This window comes from Methylorubrum salsuginis (genome assembly GCF_900114375.1).
Taxonomy (GTDB): domain Bacteria; phylum Pseudomonadota; class Alphaproteobacteria; order Rhizobiales; family Beijerinckiaceae; genus Methylobacterium; species Methylobacterium salsuginis.
In genome coordinates, this window is record NZ_FOSV01000006.1 from 23679 (window position 1) to 38163 (window position 14485).

The 14485-nt window shown below is 70.0% G+C and carries 8 protein-coding genes, 1 tRNA gene and 1 pseudogene; 4 read left to right on the forward strand and 6 right to left on the reverse strand.

The genetic code is table 11. From position 1 onward, the window contains the following. The 5 genes and pseudogenes from BM140_RS09385 to BM140_RS09410 form a co-directional block, all read right to left on the reverse strand. A pseudogene (locus BM140_RS09385) lies at positions 1-795 on the reverse strand (IS3 family transposase); the annotation flags it as partial. 643 nt (positions 796-1438) lie between these two features. Then, positions 1439-1528 (reverse strand) — tRNA-Ser (locus tag BM140_RS09390). A 166-nt stretch (positions 1529-1694) separates the two neighbouring features. Continuing rightward, positions 1695-3245, reverse strand: coding sequence for a heme biosynthesis protein HemY (locus tag BM140_RS09395; RefSeq protein ID WP_091944597.1), 1551 nt, complete (start codon positions 3243-3245; stop codon positions 1695-1697). Between the two features lie 122 nt (positions 3246-3367). Further along, complete coding sequence (locus BM140_RS09400) at positions 3368-5659, reverse strand: COG4223 family protein (protein ID WP_342030027.1); 2292 nt, start codon at positions 5657-5659, stop codon at positions 3368-3370. A gap of 120 nt (positions 5660-5779) precedes the next feature. Beyond that, the gene (locus tag BM140_RS09410; RefSeq protein WP_091944604.1) at positions 5780-6505 is read right to left on the reverse strand and encodes a uroporphyrinogen-III synthase; all 726 of its coding nucleotides are present in this window, start codon (positions 6503-6505) and stop codon (positions 5780-5782) included. 157 nt (positions 6506-6662) lie between these two features. Here BM140_RS09410 and tsaD point away from each other — a divergent pair, with 157 nt between their 5' ends. Continuing rightward, positions 6663-7697 (forward strand): tRNA (adenosine(37)-N6)-threonylcarbamoyltransferase complex transferase subunit TsaD, encoded by a 1035-nt coding sequence (gene tsaD / locus BM140_RS09415; RefSeq protein WP_091944607.1) that lies wholly within the window; start codon positions 6663-6665, stop codon positions 7695-7697. A gap of 154 nt (positions 7698-7851) precedes the next feature. Here tsaD and BM140_RS09420 read toward each other — a convergent pair whose 3' ends face one another. After that, entirely contained in the window at positions 7852-9273 is a 1422-nt protein-coding gene (locus BM140_RS09420) for a methyl-accepting chemotaxis protein (RefSeq protein ID WP_425287055.1), read from the reverse strand. Positions 9274-9722: 449 nt separating this feature from the next. Here BM140_RS09420 and BM140_RS09425 point away from each other — a divergent pair, with 449 nt between their 5' ends. From BM140_RS09425 to BM140_RS09435, 3 genes are all read left to right on the forward strand, one after another. Beyond that, complete coding sequence (locus tag BM140_RS09425) at positions 9723-10982, forward strand: aromatic ring-hydroxylating oxygenase subunit alpha (protein WP_091944614.1); 1260 nt, start codon at positions 9723-9725, stop codon at positions 10980-10982. Positions 10983-10985: 3 nt separating this feature from the next. Further along, entirely contained in the window at positions 10986-12110 is a 1125-nt protein-coding gene (locus BM140_RS09430; protein WP_091944617.1) for an FAD-binding oxidoreductase, read from the forward strand. A gap of 61 nt (positions 12111-12171) precedes the next feature. After that, positions 12172-14214 carry an NADH:flavin oxidoreductase gene (locus tag BM140_RS09435; RefSeq protein ID WP_091944620.1) on the forward strand — a complete coding sequence of 681 codons (2043 nt, stop codon included), beginning with the start codon at positions 12172-12174 and terminating at the stop codon, positions 14212-14214. The last annotated feature ends 271 nt before the right edge of the window (positions 14215-14485 follow it).

The window sequence follows — 14485 nt, forward strand, 5'->3', positions numbered from 1 at the left end:
GTCTGCATCGACCAGCCTACGACACGGCGCGAGAACAGGTCGATGACGGCGGCAACGGTGAGCCAGCCCTCGGCCGTCCAGATGTAGGTGAAGTCAGCGATCCACTTTCGGTTCGGGGCATCGGCCGCGAACCGCCGCTCCAAGAGATTCGGCGACGCGGCGGCCCGCTCCCCCTCGTCCTTCGGCAGGCCACGTCGGCGCGGCCGTGCCCGCAGGGCGCTCTCGCGCATGATCCGCTCGATGCGGTGCAGCCCGCACGCGACGCTCTCGGCCAGCACAGCGCGCCAGACCCACCTTGCGCCATAGGTACGATCGCTGGCTACGAAGCTCGCGCGCGCCTTGCTCAGGATGGCCTCGTCGTCCCGCGCATGTTGGCTGGGCTGCCGGGTAAGCCACGCGTGGAAGCCCGAGCGCGAGACGTCCAGCGCCGCGCACATCCACGCGACCGGCTAGACAGCGCGATGCTTTGCGATGAACGCGAACTTCATATCGCGTCCCTCGCAAAGTAGGCGGCGGCCTTTTTTAGGATGTTGCTTCGCTGACCTTCGGCTCACGCTCCGCCTTCAGACGAGCGACCTCCTTGCGCAGCCGGTCGATCTCGATCTGCTCGGGCTTCATCTGGCCCTGACCAGGGAAGGCATGGTGCGGATCGGCCGCCGCCTGCTTCACCTACCGGTGCAGCATCGTCTCGTGAACGTCGAGGTCGCGCGCGGCCTGCGCGACACTGACACCACGTTCCCGAACCAGTCGAACCGCCTCGATCTTGAACTCACGTCCGAACTTGCGACGCTGCATGGAGCACCTCCAGCTTCACCATCAAACCTAAACCGGGTGTCCGTGAAACAGGCAGCAGGCCAGTGTAGGCGAGGCGCCCTCGAACTCGGCCTGCACGCCTCCGTAACGGCTGGACTGAAGGCCAGCTAGCGCAGCCTCTCGTTCCACCTCGAAAGCAGCATCCACACGAAGCCGAATAGCTCCCTGCGAATTAACCGCATACTTAACATGCTGCTGATCAAAGATGCTCTGAAATTCAGGGAGCCATCTCTCCCTATGCGAATTACGACCTGATTAAAAAATATATTCCGCAATTTATGCAATCTATTCAAGGATTTATCTTATTTTTCCCTGAATGAAATGGACGTTAAACGATGACGCACCCGAGGCATACCGCAGCATAACCCCGCGATGTTACTTGATGACTACTTATCCAGAAACAGAGAGTCCCGCGGCACAAGATTTACATAAGTCGCAGCAAGCTGGACCCGCATCCGCTTGGAGTCGCTCTGCAACGCTGAAGGACGAAAATATATGTCGCTGAACGTTGCGGTCATAGTGTCGCCCCCCTGGGGGACACCTTGGTGGGCAATTTGAGGGAGACCGCCATCCAGACGCCCTCTAAGCAACTGAATTAATTACACTAATTTTAGCAACAAGTAGGTGGCGGAGGGAGCGGGATTCGAACCCGCGATACCGTTTCCGGTATACACACTTTCCAGGCGTGCGCCTTCAACCACTCGGCCACCCCTCCGGAGTCCCACCGGGAACCGCCTGAGCCCTGAGGCTCGCTGCGGTCCCGCGCAGCGGGAGCCGTGCTGTAACCGGGGCGCCGGCTTCTGGCAAGCGGGAGCGTGATGCTCTCGATCGATCGCCGCGCGGGCGTCCGATCCGCTGGCCGAAAGCCGGCGCCCCGGGCCTCAGGCGATGTGGCGGGGCCGCTCCACCGGGGTGCCCGGCGGAACCGGGGCGCGGGGGATCGCCGGAGCGGCGGGCGTCGTCGTCGCGGGCGCGGACGAGCCGGCGCCGGTCTCGAGGAAGCCGGGCTTCGAGGCGGGCGCGGCCCCGGCGGAAGTCGGCACGGGCATCGAAGGCGAAGGCGTCGAAGGCACCGTCTGGGTCGCCCCGATGCGGGGCGCATCGGTGTCCACGGCCATGGAGGCGTCCTCGTCCTCGGGAGCGGCCAGGATTTCCGGCGGGGTCTTCCAGACGAAGGCGTCGAGGCGGCCGGTCGTCGGCGAAATCGGAGCCCAGCGCTCCGAGATGACGCCGTCGGCGACCCAGGCGGGATCGCGCGGGGCCCGGGCCGCGCGGGCGAGCCATTCGCGGGAGCGGCCGGTCTCGGCGCCGTGCTCGGCGGCCTCGATCCGCGCCATCATCCGGCAGACCCGGACGGTGGGGCGGTCGTCGAGGAGCGGGGCCAGGGTCTCGCGGGCGCGGCCGAACTCCTTGGCCTCGGCCGCGGCCTGGGCCAGCACCAGCCGGGCCTCCGGGTCCCAGGACGAGAGCTTGGCCAGCGTCTCGGCGCGGGCGACGCGGTCGCGGGCGGAATCGCCCGTGCGCAGGTTGAGATAGACACGCCCGAGTTCGGGATGCGGCGTGGATTTCCACGCGGCCTCGACGATCTTGGCGGCCTTGCGCAGGTCGTTGCGGCGCGCCAGCAGGCGCCCGGCGATGACGGCGGCGGGCACGAGGTCGGGGGCGAGCTTGACGGCCTTCAGCGCCTGATCGGTGGCGGTGTCGGGGGCGCCGGCCTCGTTGCTCTGGGCGGCCGCCGTGAGCAGCACCGCGCGCTGGCGCCGCGCCGCGTGCTTGTCCATCAAGCCGAGCGAAGCCCGGCGCTCCACCGTTTCGGTCGCGGCCGACCAGTCGCCATCGGCGCAATGGGCCTCCATCACCGCCTCGTTGGCCCAGGTGACGCTCGGCGCCAGGCGCGCGGCCTCCACGGCGTAGGCGCGGGCGGTGGTCTCGTCCTCGCGGCGGCGGGCCTCGACGAACAGGCCGCGCAGGCCGAGCACCCGCGTTTCGGGATCGTCGGCCATGCTGCGGAAGGCGCGCTCGGCGGCGTCGCGGTCGCCCGAGATCTGGGCGGCCTGCGCCTTGAGCAGCAACGTCAGCGGCTGGGAGCCGAGCAGCCGCTCGGCGTCGCTGGCGTGGCGGCGCGCGGCGAGCGGATCGCCCGAGCCCACCGCGATCATGCCGCGGGAGAGCGAGGCGAGGCCCTTGTTGCGGCGGCGCTCACGGGTGGAGCGGCTGATGCTCGCTGGCAGGCCGATGACGCCGGTGACGATCGCCCAGATCAGGGCGATCACGATCGCGGCCACCAGCACGCCGGTCAGCGCGATGGCGAGGCTCATCTGGACGTCGTAACCGCCCCAGTTGACGTTCACGGTGCCCGGATGATCGGCGATCCACACGGCCCCGTAGGCCGCGAGGGCCAGGAGGGCCAGGAAAACGAGGGCGCGCCACATGGGTCAGGGCCTCCTTGGAAGCACGGCGAGCGGGCGCTCGCGGCCCGGACAAGCAGGAAGGGAATGAGGGCGCGCGGAACGCGGGCCCATCGTCGGAAACACCGTCATCGGCCGCGCGGGTCCTAGCGCGCCGGAGGGAGGCCGGTGAAGGCGTCGGCGAGCAGCGACTGCGCCGCCTTGCCGGCCTCGGCGCGGGCATTCAGCCGGGCACCGAAATCGCCGGCCTGCGCCTTCGCCTCCTCGGGCAGGGCCGCGAAGGCGGTCGCCGCAGCCGACAGGTCGCCGTTGTCGAGGGCGGCCTGGACCTGCGCGGTCGAGCCGTCGGCGCCGCCGCCCGCCGCGGCGCCCTGGCCTTGGGCGGGGGCGTCGGCGCGCTTCACCTGCACCAGCGAACTCGCCATGTTCATCAGCCGGTCGCCGACGCTGCCGCTCTCGGCCACCGCCTTGGCCTGGGCGGCGCGCTTGGCCTCCGCGATCTTGGCCGAGATGGTGCGGAACTCAGCGGAAAGCTTGGCCGGAGTCGGCGCGCCCTTGTCGGCGAAGGGGCTGAGCGCCGCGACGCGCTTGGAATCCGCCGGCTCCTGGCCCCGCAGGCTGGCCAGCGCCTCGGGATAGGGCTGGCCGGCATCGAGCGCGGTGGCGATGCGGTCGGCGGCGACGATCCGCAGGGCCGACTGCACGGTCGCCGCCTTGGCGGTCTGGTCCAGCGCCTTGTCGAGGGTGGCGAGCTTGTCGGCCTGCTCCTGAAGCCGGCGGTCGATGCCCTTCACGCTTTCCTCGGCGCGGGCCTGGGAGGCTTCCGCGGCCTGTTTGCCGGCTTGGCTTGCCTCCTGCACCGCCTGCGTCGCTGCGCCGATCTTCGCGTCCAGCGACTTCTGCACCTCGTCGAGGCGCTTGGCGAGGCCGGCATCGGCGGTCTCGTTGGCCTTGGTGCGGCTCTCGATCTCGCCCTGAAGTGCGGCGAGTTTCTGGGTGACGTCTTGAGCGGCGCCCGAGTCCTTGCCAGCCGCTTCGAGCGTCTTGATCCGCTCGTCGAGGGCGGCGAGCGCCGTGCCGTCGCTCGGTTGGGCCTGAGGTTGCGCCTGCACCGCCTTGGCCTCGGCGTTGCCGTCGCGTCCGGGCTCCTCCTGAAGCGCCGAGACGCGCTGGTCGAGGGCATCGAGGCGGGCCGCGATGTCGGCGGGCACGGCCGGGGCCGGGGCGGCGCCGTCCCCCGTCGGGGCGGCGGATGCGGAGCCGGCCTTCTGCAGCGCTTCCTGCGCCTTGTCGCCGGCCGTCTTGGCGGCGGCCTCGGCGCGCTTGATCGCCTCGGGCAGCGGCTTCAACGCCTGCTCCTCAGCGGCGATGCGCTTGTCGAGCGCGGCCACGGCATCCTTGGTGGCGAGCCCCGCCACCGCCTTGTCGAGGTTGTCCAGGCGCGGGTCGCTGGCGCGGTGATAGGTCGTCACGCCGTAGAGGAGGCCGGCGCCGATCAGGCCGCCCAGCAGCCCGGAGGCCGCCACCGCGCCGAGGCCCGCCCGGGCTTTGGCCGCCGTGTCCGCGGATTTGGCGTCGGGCCGGGTCTGGCCCTTCGCGGCGTCCTTGGCCGCGTCCCTCGCAGCGTCCCTGCTCGCACCGGCCTTGGCGGCCTCGGCCGGATCGGGGACGCGCTTGGCTTTCATGTCGAGGATCGGCCCGTCGGTGAGCGAGGTCGGCTCGGTCACGCGGGTCGGCCCCGCAGCGGACGGGCTGCCGGTGGTGGTGCCCGAGGGCTTTCCATCCGCCGGCTTGGCATCGGACGGTTTGGCATCGGACGGTTTGGCGCCGGCCGGCGGCACATCGGGCTTGATCGCGCTGCTGCCGGTCGGGCCGGGCTTGGCCGGGCTGTCGGCCTTCAGCTCACCCGGCCTCGCGGTGGCGGCGGGCGGCACCGCGCTGCTGCCGGTGGAGCCGGGCTTCAGCGGCGCCGCGCCGCCGGAGAGGTTCGAGGGGGCGCCCGACGGCGACGACGCGGCGCCCGCGGGCTTGGCGGGTTCCACGGGCTTGGCGGGTTCGGACGGTTTGGGGCCGGAGCCGACCGGCGGCACGGGGCTTCCCGCCATTCCGGGCTTTTGCGGCGCGGCCGAGGCGCTCGACGGGGAACCGGCGGTCGATCCGGTGGACGAGACGGACGGCGTGGCCCCGGCGGGCTTGATCGGATCGGACGGCTTGACGGGCTCGGAGGGCTTGGCCCCGATCGGCGGCACGCCGCTGCTGCCGGTGGCGCCGGGCTTGGCCGGTTCGTTCTTGGCCGGTTCGTTCTTGGCCGCCTCGGGCTTGGTGGCCTCGGGCTTGGCCACGGCGCCCGGCATGCCGGGCTTGGAATTGGAGTTGGGGGAAGAGGCGGGGGGGGCGCCCTTGTCCGCAGGCTTCGGACCATCCTTGGGTGAAGTCACCGGCGTTCGCTCCCTTCGCCACCTTTGAGAGGCACCGCGCTCCCATAGAGCGGTCGGGCGGCGCCATCCATCCCGTCATCGTTTCGCTTACAACCGTCCTCGGACCGTCACGCTTCTCCCTCAAGCGGGAGAAACCGGTCGGTCCGGGGCCGGAAGGCCGGCAAGGAGGGCGTCCTCGCTCGGCCGCATCGCCACAAAATGGGCCGCGACCCCGAACTCGGCCAGTCCCGCTTCGACATCCGGCGACAGGCAGTAATGCATCAGAGCCCGAAACGCTCCGGCCAAGCCCGCCTCCCGGCACAATTCGCCGGCCACGCGGGCGCTGCGGCGGGAGAAGTGCAGCACGACCTCCGGACCCGTCCCATCGGCGGCCCGGAGCGCCCGCGCCGCGGCCTCCGGCAGGGCGTCGTCCGCCCGCGCCCCATAGGCGATCCAGATCGCGGCCCGAAACCCCGCCGCCGCGAGGCTTGCCGCGGGCTCGGCCTTGCGGTCCTCACCGGCGGCGTGGAGCAGGCGGCTTCCCGGTGGCAACCGGTCCGCGATCTGCGCCGCGAGGTCGCCCGCATCGCCCCCGGCGGCGTGAACCTGCGAAAAGCCGGCCCGGCGGGCGCGCTCGGCGGTGCGGCCGCCGACGGCGAAGACCGGGAGCGCGCGGGGCAGCCCCCCGGTGGCCGGCACGGCGTTGCCGCTCGTCAGGATCAGCCCGTCGAACGCGCCCTCCGGCACCGGCGCCCCGGTCGGGACGATCCGCAGCACCGGCGCCAGGAGGACGGCATGGCCGAGCCCTTCGAGGCGCCGGGCCGTGCGCGCGGCGCCGGGCTCGGGCCGTGACACCCAGATCCGCATTCGTGTCGCCCCCTCCCCTTCCCACGGAAAGCGCAACGCCTTCCCTGTCGGAAGCCGCGGTTTTTGCGTAAACCTCGCTCGCGAGGCGATGAAGGTGGCGCGCGGGGTTCCGGCGTGCAACGGCGTCTCGTCCGTTTGAGAGCCCGTTGAAGACCCGATGAAGATTCTCGGCATCGAGACGACCTGCGACGAGACCGCGGCAGCCGTCGTCGCCCTCGATGAGGGCGAGCGCGGGCTCATCCTGGCCAACGAGGTGCTGAGCCAGATCGCCGAGCACGCGGCCTATGGCGGCGTGGTGCCCGAGATCGCGGCGCGGGCCCATGTCGAGGTGCTCGACCGGCTGATCGCCCGCGCCCTGGAGCGGGCCGGCACCGATCTGGCGAGCCTCGACGGCATCGCGGTCGCCGCCGGGCCCGGCCTGATCGGCGGCGTGCTGGTCGGGCTCGTCACCGCCAAGACCCTGGCGCTGGTGACGCGCAAGCCGCTCCTGGCCGTCAACCATCTGGAGGCGCACGCCCTGACGCCCCGCCTCACCGACGGGCTCGCCTTCCCCTACCTGCTGCTGCTGGCCTCGGGCGGCCACACCCAACTCGTCGCCGTGAAGGGCGTGGGCGACTATGTCCGCCTCGGCACCACCATCGACGACGCCATCGGCGAGGCCTTCGACAAGGTCGCCAAGCTCTTGGGCCTGGCCTATCCGGGCGGGCCCGAAGTCGAGCGGCTGGCGGAAGGCGGCGATCCCGAGCGCTTCGCCCTGCCCCGGCCGATGCTGGGCCGGCGCGAGGCCGACTTTTCGCTGTCGGGCCTCAAGACGGCTTTGCGCATCGAAGCCGAGCGCCTCGCGCCGCTCGCGAGCCGCGACGTGGCCGACCTCTGCGCGAGCTTCCAGGCCGCCGTCGTCGATGTGGTGGTGGACCGCGTCCGGGTGGCGCTCCGCGGGTTCGGTGCGGTCGCCGGCCATCCGACGGCGCTGGTCGCGGCAGGCGGCGTCGCCGCCAACGGCGCGATCCGCCGGGCGCTCGCCGCCCAGGCCGGCGAGGTGGGCCTGAGCTTCGTCGCCCCGCCGCTGCCGCTGTGCGGCGACAACGGCGCGATGATCGCCTGGGCCGGGCTGGAGCGGCTGCGCCTCGGGCTGGTCGACGATCTCACCGCTCCGGCCCGGGCGCGCTGGCCGTTCGCCAAGGCGTCATAAGGGCTTGTCCAACCCATCCCCCTCATCCTGAGGTGCGCAGCGTAGCGGAGCCTCGAAGGAGGGCTCCAGAAGTCGCGCGATCCGCTGGAGCCCTCCTTCGAGGCCGCTTCGCGGCACCTCAGAATGAGGGGGTTGGATGGGAGGATGCTTCGGCTCAGCCGATGGCGCGGGCCGCCGCCGTCACCTTCTGCACGGAGGTGTCGATCTCGCCCGCGGCGGTGGCGATGCCCTCGGTGTTGCGGCGCACCGCATCGACGTTGCGCGCGGCGACCTGCATATTGTTCGAGATTTCGTGGGTGACCGCGGCCTGCTCGGTCACCGCCGAGGAGACGCTGAGCGAGATTTCCGACAGGTTGCCGATGGTGGCGGTGATCGCCCGGATCGCCTCGACGGCGCGGCTCGTCGAATCCTGCACCGCCGCGATCTGGTGGCCGATATCCTCAGTCGCCCGCGAGGACTGGCTCGCCAGCGCCTTCACCTCGGTGGCCACGACCGCGAAGCCCCGGCCCGCTTGACCGGCGCGCGCCGCCTCGATGGTGGCGTTGAGGGCCAAGAGGTTGGTCTGGTCGGCGATGGAGCGGATCACCGAGACCACCTCGCCGATCCGCTCGGCCGCCGAGGTGAGGCCGGCGACGATGCCGCTCGCCTCCTCGGCCCGGGCCACGGCCTCGTCGGAGGCGCCCTTGGCCTGCGCCGCGTGCCGGCTGATCTCGGAGATCGAGGCGGCGAACTCCTCCGAGCCCGCGGCGACCGCCTGGACGTTGCCGGAGGTGATCGTGACGGCCTGCGCGGTCTCCTTCGCCTGCCGGGTCACGTCGGACATGGCGAGGTTGATGTCGCTTAAGTCCCGCTTGATCGCGCGCTGCCCGTCGGCGCGGCGGTTGCGCTCGGCCATCTGCGCGGTGACGTCGCTGGCGAACTTCACCACGGCGCAGGGGCGCCCGTCGCTGTCGAGCACCGGGTTGTAGGAACCGTAGATCCAGACCTCGCGCCCGCCCTTGGCCAGCCGCCGGAACTCGCCCGCCCGGTACTGCCCGGCCCCGAGCGAGCGCCAGAACGCGGCGTAGTCGGCCCCGCCGACCTCCTGGGGATCGACGAACAGGCTGTGATGGCGCCCGCGGATCTCGTCCAGCGCATAGCCCATCGCGGCCAAAAACTTGTCGTTGGCGTCGGTGATGGTGCCGTCCAGCGCGAAATGGATCACCGCCTGCGAGCGGTTGATGGCGGCGATCTGCCCCTCGTAGGAGGCGTTGCGCTGCCGCTCGGCGGTGATGTCGACGGCGAACTTCACTACCTTGAACGGGCGCCCGCGCCGGTCGAGCACCGGGTTGTAGGAGGCCTGAATCCAGACCGGCCGCCCGTCCTTGGCGATGCGACGGAACTCGCCCGCGCGGAACTCGCCCGCGCGCAAGGCGTCCCAGAACGCCCGGTAGGCCGTGCCCTCGCGCTCGGATTCCGGCATCAGCAAGGCGTGCTTGCGCCCGCGCAGTTCGTCGAGGCCGTAGCCGACCAGCGACAGGAAGCTCGCGTTGGCGTCGGTGATCGTGCCGTCGAGGGCGAACTCGATGCGTCCCATCGACCGGTCGATGGCGGCGAGCAGCGAGCCGGAATCGGAACGGAACAACGACACGGCGCGAAACTCCCGGCGCCCTGGCCGGCGCCGGATATATGTTGCACACAATTCTTTGCGGTTCCTTAATTCCACGGGCGAAGACCGATTTCGACAGACGCCGCGAAAATCCATCATAGATCACGAAACCGTATCACGGGACGTGACATCATTTGTTTCAAAAATACGATCCACCAAGACTGTCTAGGCAGATCGGACTAGGCCCAGCCGCCGCGGATTCAAAATACGCCGCCCCGGCCGGTCGGCCGATCGGAGCCGGTCCTGCCGCGACCGCATGCACCAAAGTGCAGCCTCCGCACGTCGCGGCGAGCCAAGGGAATGTCGCTGCCGTGGCAGCGGGCCGGGGTCGCAACCGCGATAGTCGCTGAGCCTGATTATGGCTTTGCGAGGCCACCATGCTCGACGTGACGCCGACTCCTCTGCAGCGACTCCTGCGTGAGCGCCGCCGCGGCTACAGCCTTCCGGCCCCCTTCTATCTCAGCCCCGAGATCTTCGAGGCCGACATGGAGGTCATCTTCGGCCGGCACTGGATCTATGTCGGCGTCGAGCCCGACGTGCCGGAGGCCGGCGACGTCATGGTCGTCGATATCGGCAAGACCTCGGTCGCCATCGTGCGCGACGACGACAACGAGATCCGCGCCTTCCACAACGTCTGCCGCCACCGCGGCGCGCGCCTCGTCCACGACGAGAAGTCGACCGTCGGCAACCTCGTCTGCCGCTACCATTCCTGGACCTACGACCTGACCGGCAATCTGATCCATGCCGAGCATATGGGCCCGGACTTCAAGAAGGGCTGCCACGGCCTGAAGCCGGTCCATGTCCGCTCGCTCGAAGGCCTGCTGTTCATCTGCCTCGCCGAGGAGGCGCCCGCCGACTTCGAGGAGATGGCCGCCCGCCTCGGGCCGTACATCGCCCCCCACAACGTGCGCGAGACCAAGGTCGCCTTCCAGAAGGACATCATCGAGCCGGGCAACTGGAAGCTCACGATGGAGAACAACCGCGAGTGCTATCACTGCGGCGCCAACCATCCCGAGCTGACCGTGCCGCTCTTCGCCTACGGCTTCGGCTTCGCCCCCGAGGAGATGGACGAGCACGACCGGGTGAACGCCGAGCGCTACGGCTGCCTGCTCAAGACCCGGCATACCGAGTGGGAAGCCGAAGGCCTGCCGTCGAAGGAGATCGACGAGCTCGACACCATGGTCACCGCCTTCCGCACCGAGCGCCTTCCGCTCGACGGTGACGGCGAGTCCCACACCATCGACACCAAGGCGGCCTGCAAGAAGCTGCTCGGCAACCTCACCAACGCCAAGCTCGGCGGCCTCTCGGTCTGGACCCAGCCGAATTCCTGGCACCACTTCCTGGGCGACCACATCGTCACCTTCTCGGTGCTGCCGCTCGATGCCGAGCGCTCGCTGCTGCGCACCAAGTGGCTGGTCCACAAGGATGCGGTCGAGGGCGTCGATTACGATCTCGCCAACCTGATCAGCGTCTGGGAAGCCACCAACGATCAGGACAGCGAACTCGTCGGCATCTGCCAGCAGGGCGCCCGCTCGCCCGCCTACGAGCCCGGCCCCTACTCGCCGAACACCGAGATGCTCGTGGAGAAGTTCTGCAACTGGTACGTCGGTCGCATGACCGCGCATCTGGGTCGCTGAATCATGGCGTCGGTCTCCTCCTCCGAACCGGCCGCCGCGCGGCTGGCGGCCTCCGCGCCCTGGGATGCGGAGGCCGACGACGCCCTGGTCTGTCTCGCGGTGCGCGACGAGACCCACGACGTGAAGACTTTCGTGCTTAGCCCTCGTGAGCCGCGGCTGTTCGCCTACGCGCCGGGCCAGTTCCTGACGTTCTCGTTCGAGATCGGGGCTGAGACGATCCACCGCTGCTACACCATCTCCTCGACGCCGACCCGGCCGCACGCCGTGTCGTTCACGGTCAAGCGCGTGCCCGGCGGCCCGGTCTCGAACTGGCTGCACGACAACCTCAAGCCCGGCGACACCGTCCGGGCGCTGGGGCCGATGGGCGAGTTCACCTGCTTCCAGCATCCGGCCCAAAAGTATCTGCTGCTGTCGGGCGGCAGCGGCATCACGCCGATGATGTCGATGGCGCGCACCTTCCACGATCTGGCCGAGCCCCGCGACGTCGCCTTCGTCCACTCGGCCCGCACGCCCGCCGACATCGTTTTTCGCTCTGAGTTGGAGACGATGGCGCGGCTCGACGCAGGTTTCCGCTTCCACGCGGTCTGCGAGGCCGATGCCCTCGACGAGACCTGGGCCGGGCCGAAGGGCCGGCTCTCCCTCGACATCCTGCGCGACGCCGTGCCGGACTTCATGGACCGCGAAGTCTTCGTCTGCGGCCCCAAGCCCTACATGGACGCCGTCAAGGCGATGCTTCAAGGTGCCGGCTTCGACATGGCCCGGCACCATCAGGAGAGCTTCGACTTCGGCGAGCTGTCCGAGGGCGAGCAGGCGGCCGCCGCGGAAGCCGAGAAGGATCTCAACGCCGCCCCCGCGGGCGGGGTGCGCACCTTCCGGGTCGAGTTCGCCAAGACCCGGCGTGTGCTCGAATGCCCCGAGAACGAGACCGTGCTCGACGCCGCCCGCAAGGCCGGCATCCGCCTGCCCTCGTCCTGCGCCAAAGGCCTGTGCGGCACCTGCAAGTCGAAGCTCACCAAGGGCACCGTCGCGATGACCCACGCGGGCGGCATCCGCCAGCGCGAGATCGATGCCGGCATGGCGCTGCTCTGCTGCTCCAAGCCGACGAGCGACCTCGTCGTCGAGCGCTAGACGCGCCGACGACGCTCCAAACCCCCAGACATCGCTCCAAAAAACCTTCGGGAGTCGTCCCGTGATCGCCAATGCCGACGCGCTTCTGAAGCCCCTGACCATCAAGGGCCTCACCATCCGCAACCGGGTGATGTCCACGAGCCACGCCCCCGGCTACGGCAAGGACGGCAAGCCGCAGGAGCGCTACCAGCTCTACCACGCCGAGAAGGCCAAGGGCGGCATCGGGCTCACCATGTTCGGCGGCTCCTCCTCGGTCGCCGTCGACAGCCCGGCCGCGCCCTGGAACCAGATCTCGGTCGCCGACGATTCGGTGATCCCGTATTTCCGCCAGTTCGCCGACCGGGTGCACGAGCACGGCGGTAAGCTGATGATCCAGCTCACCCATATGGGCCGGCGCACCAAGTGGGACACGGAGCATTGGCTCCCCACCGTCTCACCCTCGCCCCGGCGTGAGCCCGCCTCCCGCACCATCCCGAAGGAGATGGAGGCCGAGGACATCGCCCGCATCGTGAAGAGCTTCGCCCAGGCCGCCCGCCGCTGCCGCGAGGGTGGCCTCGATGGCTGCGAAGTCTCGGCCGCCCACGGCCACCTGATCGATCAATTCTGGTCGCCCTCCGTCAACCAGCGCACCGACAAGTACGGCGGCAGCCTGGAGAACCGCATGCGCTTCGGCATCGAGGTGCTGGAGGCGATGCGGGCGGAAGCGGGCGACGACTACGTCATCGGCATCCGCATGTCCGGCGACGAGATGATCGCCGACGGCCTCAGCCAAGAAGACTGCGTGACGATCGCGAGCGAGTACGCCAAGCGCGGCCTCGTCGACTTCCTCAACATCCTGGGCGGTCAGGCGCGCGACCACATCGCCCACGCGATCTCGCTGCCGAACATGTCGTTTCCCGTGGCCCCGTTCCTGTTCCTGCCGAGCGCGATCAAGCGCGAGGTCGACGTGCCGGTGTTCCACGCGCAGCGCGTCACCGACCTCGCCACCGCGGCGCGTGCCGTCGCGGAAGGCCATGTCGACATGGTGGCGATGACCCGCGCCCACATCGCCGACCCGCATCTGGTGAAGAAACTCTCCGAGGGCCGGGCCGACGACATCCGCCAATGCGTCGGCGCGGGCTACTGCATCGACCGGATCTATGTCGGCGGCGACGCGCTCTGCATCCAGAACGCCGCCACCGGCCGCGAAGCCACCATGCCGCACGAGATCCGCAAGGCGGATGTCCGCCGCCGGGTCGTGGTGATCGGCGCCGGCCCCGGCGGCCTGGAAGCCGCCCGCGTCTGCGCCGAGCGCGGCCATGCGGTCGTGCTGTTCGAGAAGAGCGGCCAGGCCGGCGGCCAGATCGGCCTGGCTTCGAGGGCCGGCTGGCGCGAGGCGATGTCGGGCATCACCCGCTGGCTCGTCGCCCAGGTGCAGAAGCTCGGCGTCGATCTCCGGCTCAACACCGAGGCGACGCAGGAAGCCGTCCTCGCCGAAAAGCCCGACGTGGTGATCGTCGCCACCGGCGGCACGCCGTTCCGCGGCCATGCCAAGGGCGCTGCCGAGCACGCGGTGACCACCGCCGAGGTGCTGGCCGGCACGGTCGAGCCGACCGGCTCGGTGCTGCTCTACGACGAGATGGGCCAGCACAACGCGTCGTCCGTCGCCGAGCTTCTGGCCAAGCGCGGCTGCCTCGTCGAGATCGCCACCCACGACCGCATGATCGCGGAGGAAGTCGGCACCACGAACCAGCCGATCCACCTGCGCGAACTCTACAAGCTCGGCGTGGTGATGAGCCCGAACCTGGAGCTGATCGAGGTCTACCCCGAGGGCAACCGGCTGGTGGCGGCTCTGCGCAACACCATGACGGATGCGGAAGAAGAACGCGTCATCGACCGCCTCGTGGTCGATCACGGCACCCTGCCGGTCGAGGGCCTCTACCAGGCGCTGAAGGATGCCTCGATCAACCGCGGCCAGACCGACGCCGAGGCGATGATCCGCGGCGAGCCGCAGCCCTACGACCTGTCGAAGGGCTACGCCCTCTACCGCATCGGCGACGCGGTGGCCGGCCGCAACATCCACGCGGCGATCTACGACGCGCTGCGGCTGTGCAAGGACATCTGATCCGGGTGGGGCGCTAAGCGCGCCGCATCGTCCCTCCCCCCAACGAATCTCGGGCTTGCCCGAGATTCGCAGATGGAAGCCCAAGTCAGGCAGGCCTGACTTGGGTGGGGGAGGGTGGCCCCCGAAGGGGGTCGGGTGAGGGGAGCGACGCTGCCGCTTGGCCGCATTCGACGCGAACACTCCGGAACCGTCGCTCCCCTCTCCCGCCTGCTCCGCAGGCACCCTCCCCCGCAGAGGGGGGAGGGTCTTTCGTGGCGATGAACCAGGCCCA

What these genes read in the sequence shown, in the direction of transcription:
- tsaD (WP_091944607.1), top strand. Translation starts at nt 6,663, where the DNA reads ATGAAGATTCTCGGCATCGAGACGACCTGCGACGAGACCGCGGCAGCC.
- BM140_RS09410 (WP_091944604.1), bottom strand. Translation starts at nt 6,505, where the DNA reads ATGCGGATCTGGGTGTCACGGCCCGAGCCCGGCGCCGCGCGCACGGCC.
- BM140_RS09395 (WP_091944597.1), bottom strand. Translation starts at nt 3,245, where the DNA reads ATGTGGCGCGCCCTCGTTTTCCTGGCCCTCCTGGCCCTCGCGGCCTAC.
- BM140_RS09420 (WP_425287055.1), bottom strand. Translation starts at nt 9,273, where the DNA reads ATGGGACGCATCGAGTTCGCCCTCGACGGCACGATCACCGACGCCAAC.
- BM140_RS09430 (WP_091944617.1), top strand. Translation starts at nt 10,986, where the DNA reads ATGGCGTCGGTCTCCTCCTCCGAACCGGCCGCCGCGCGGCTGGCGGCC.
- BM140_RS09425 (WP_091944614.1), top strand. Translation starts at nt 9,723, where the DNA reads ATGCTCGACGTGACGCCGACTCCTCTGCAGCGACTCCTGCGTGAGCGC.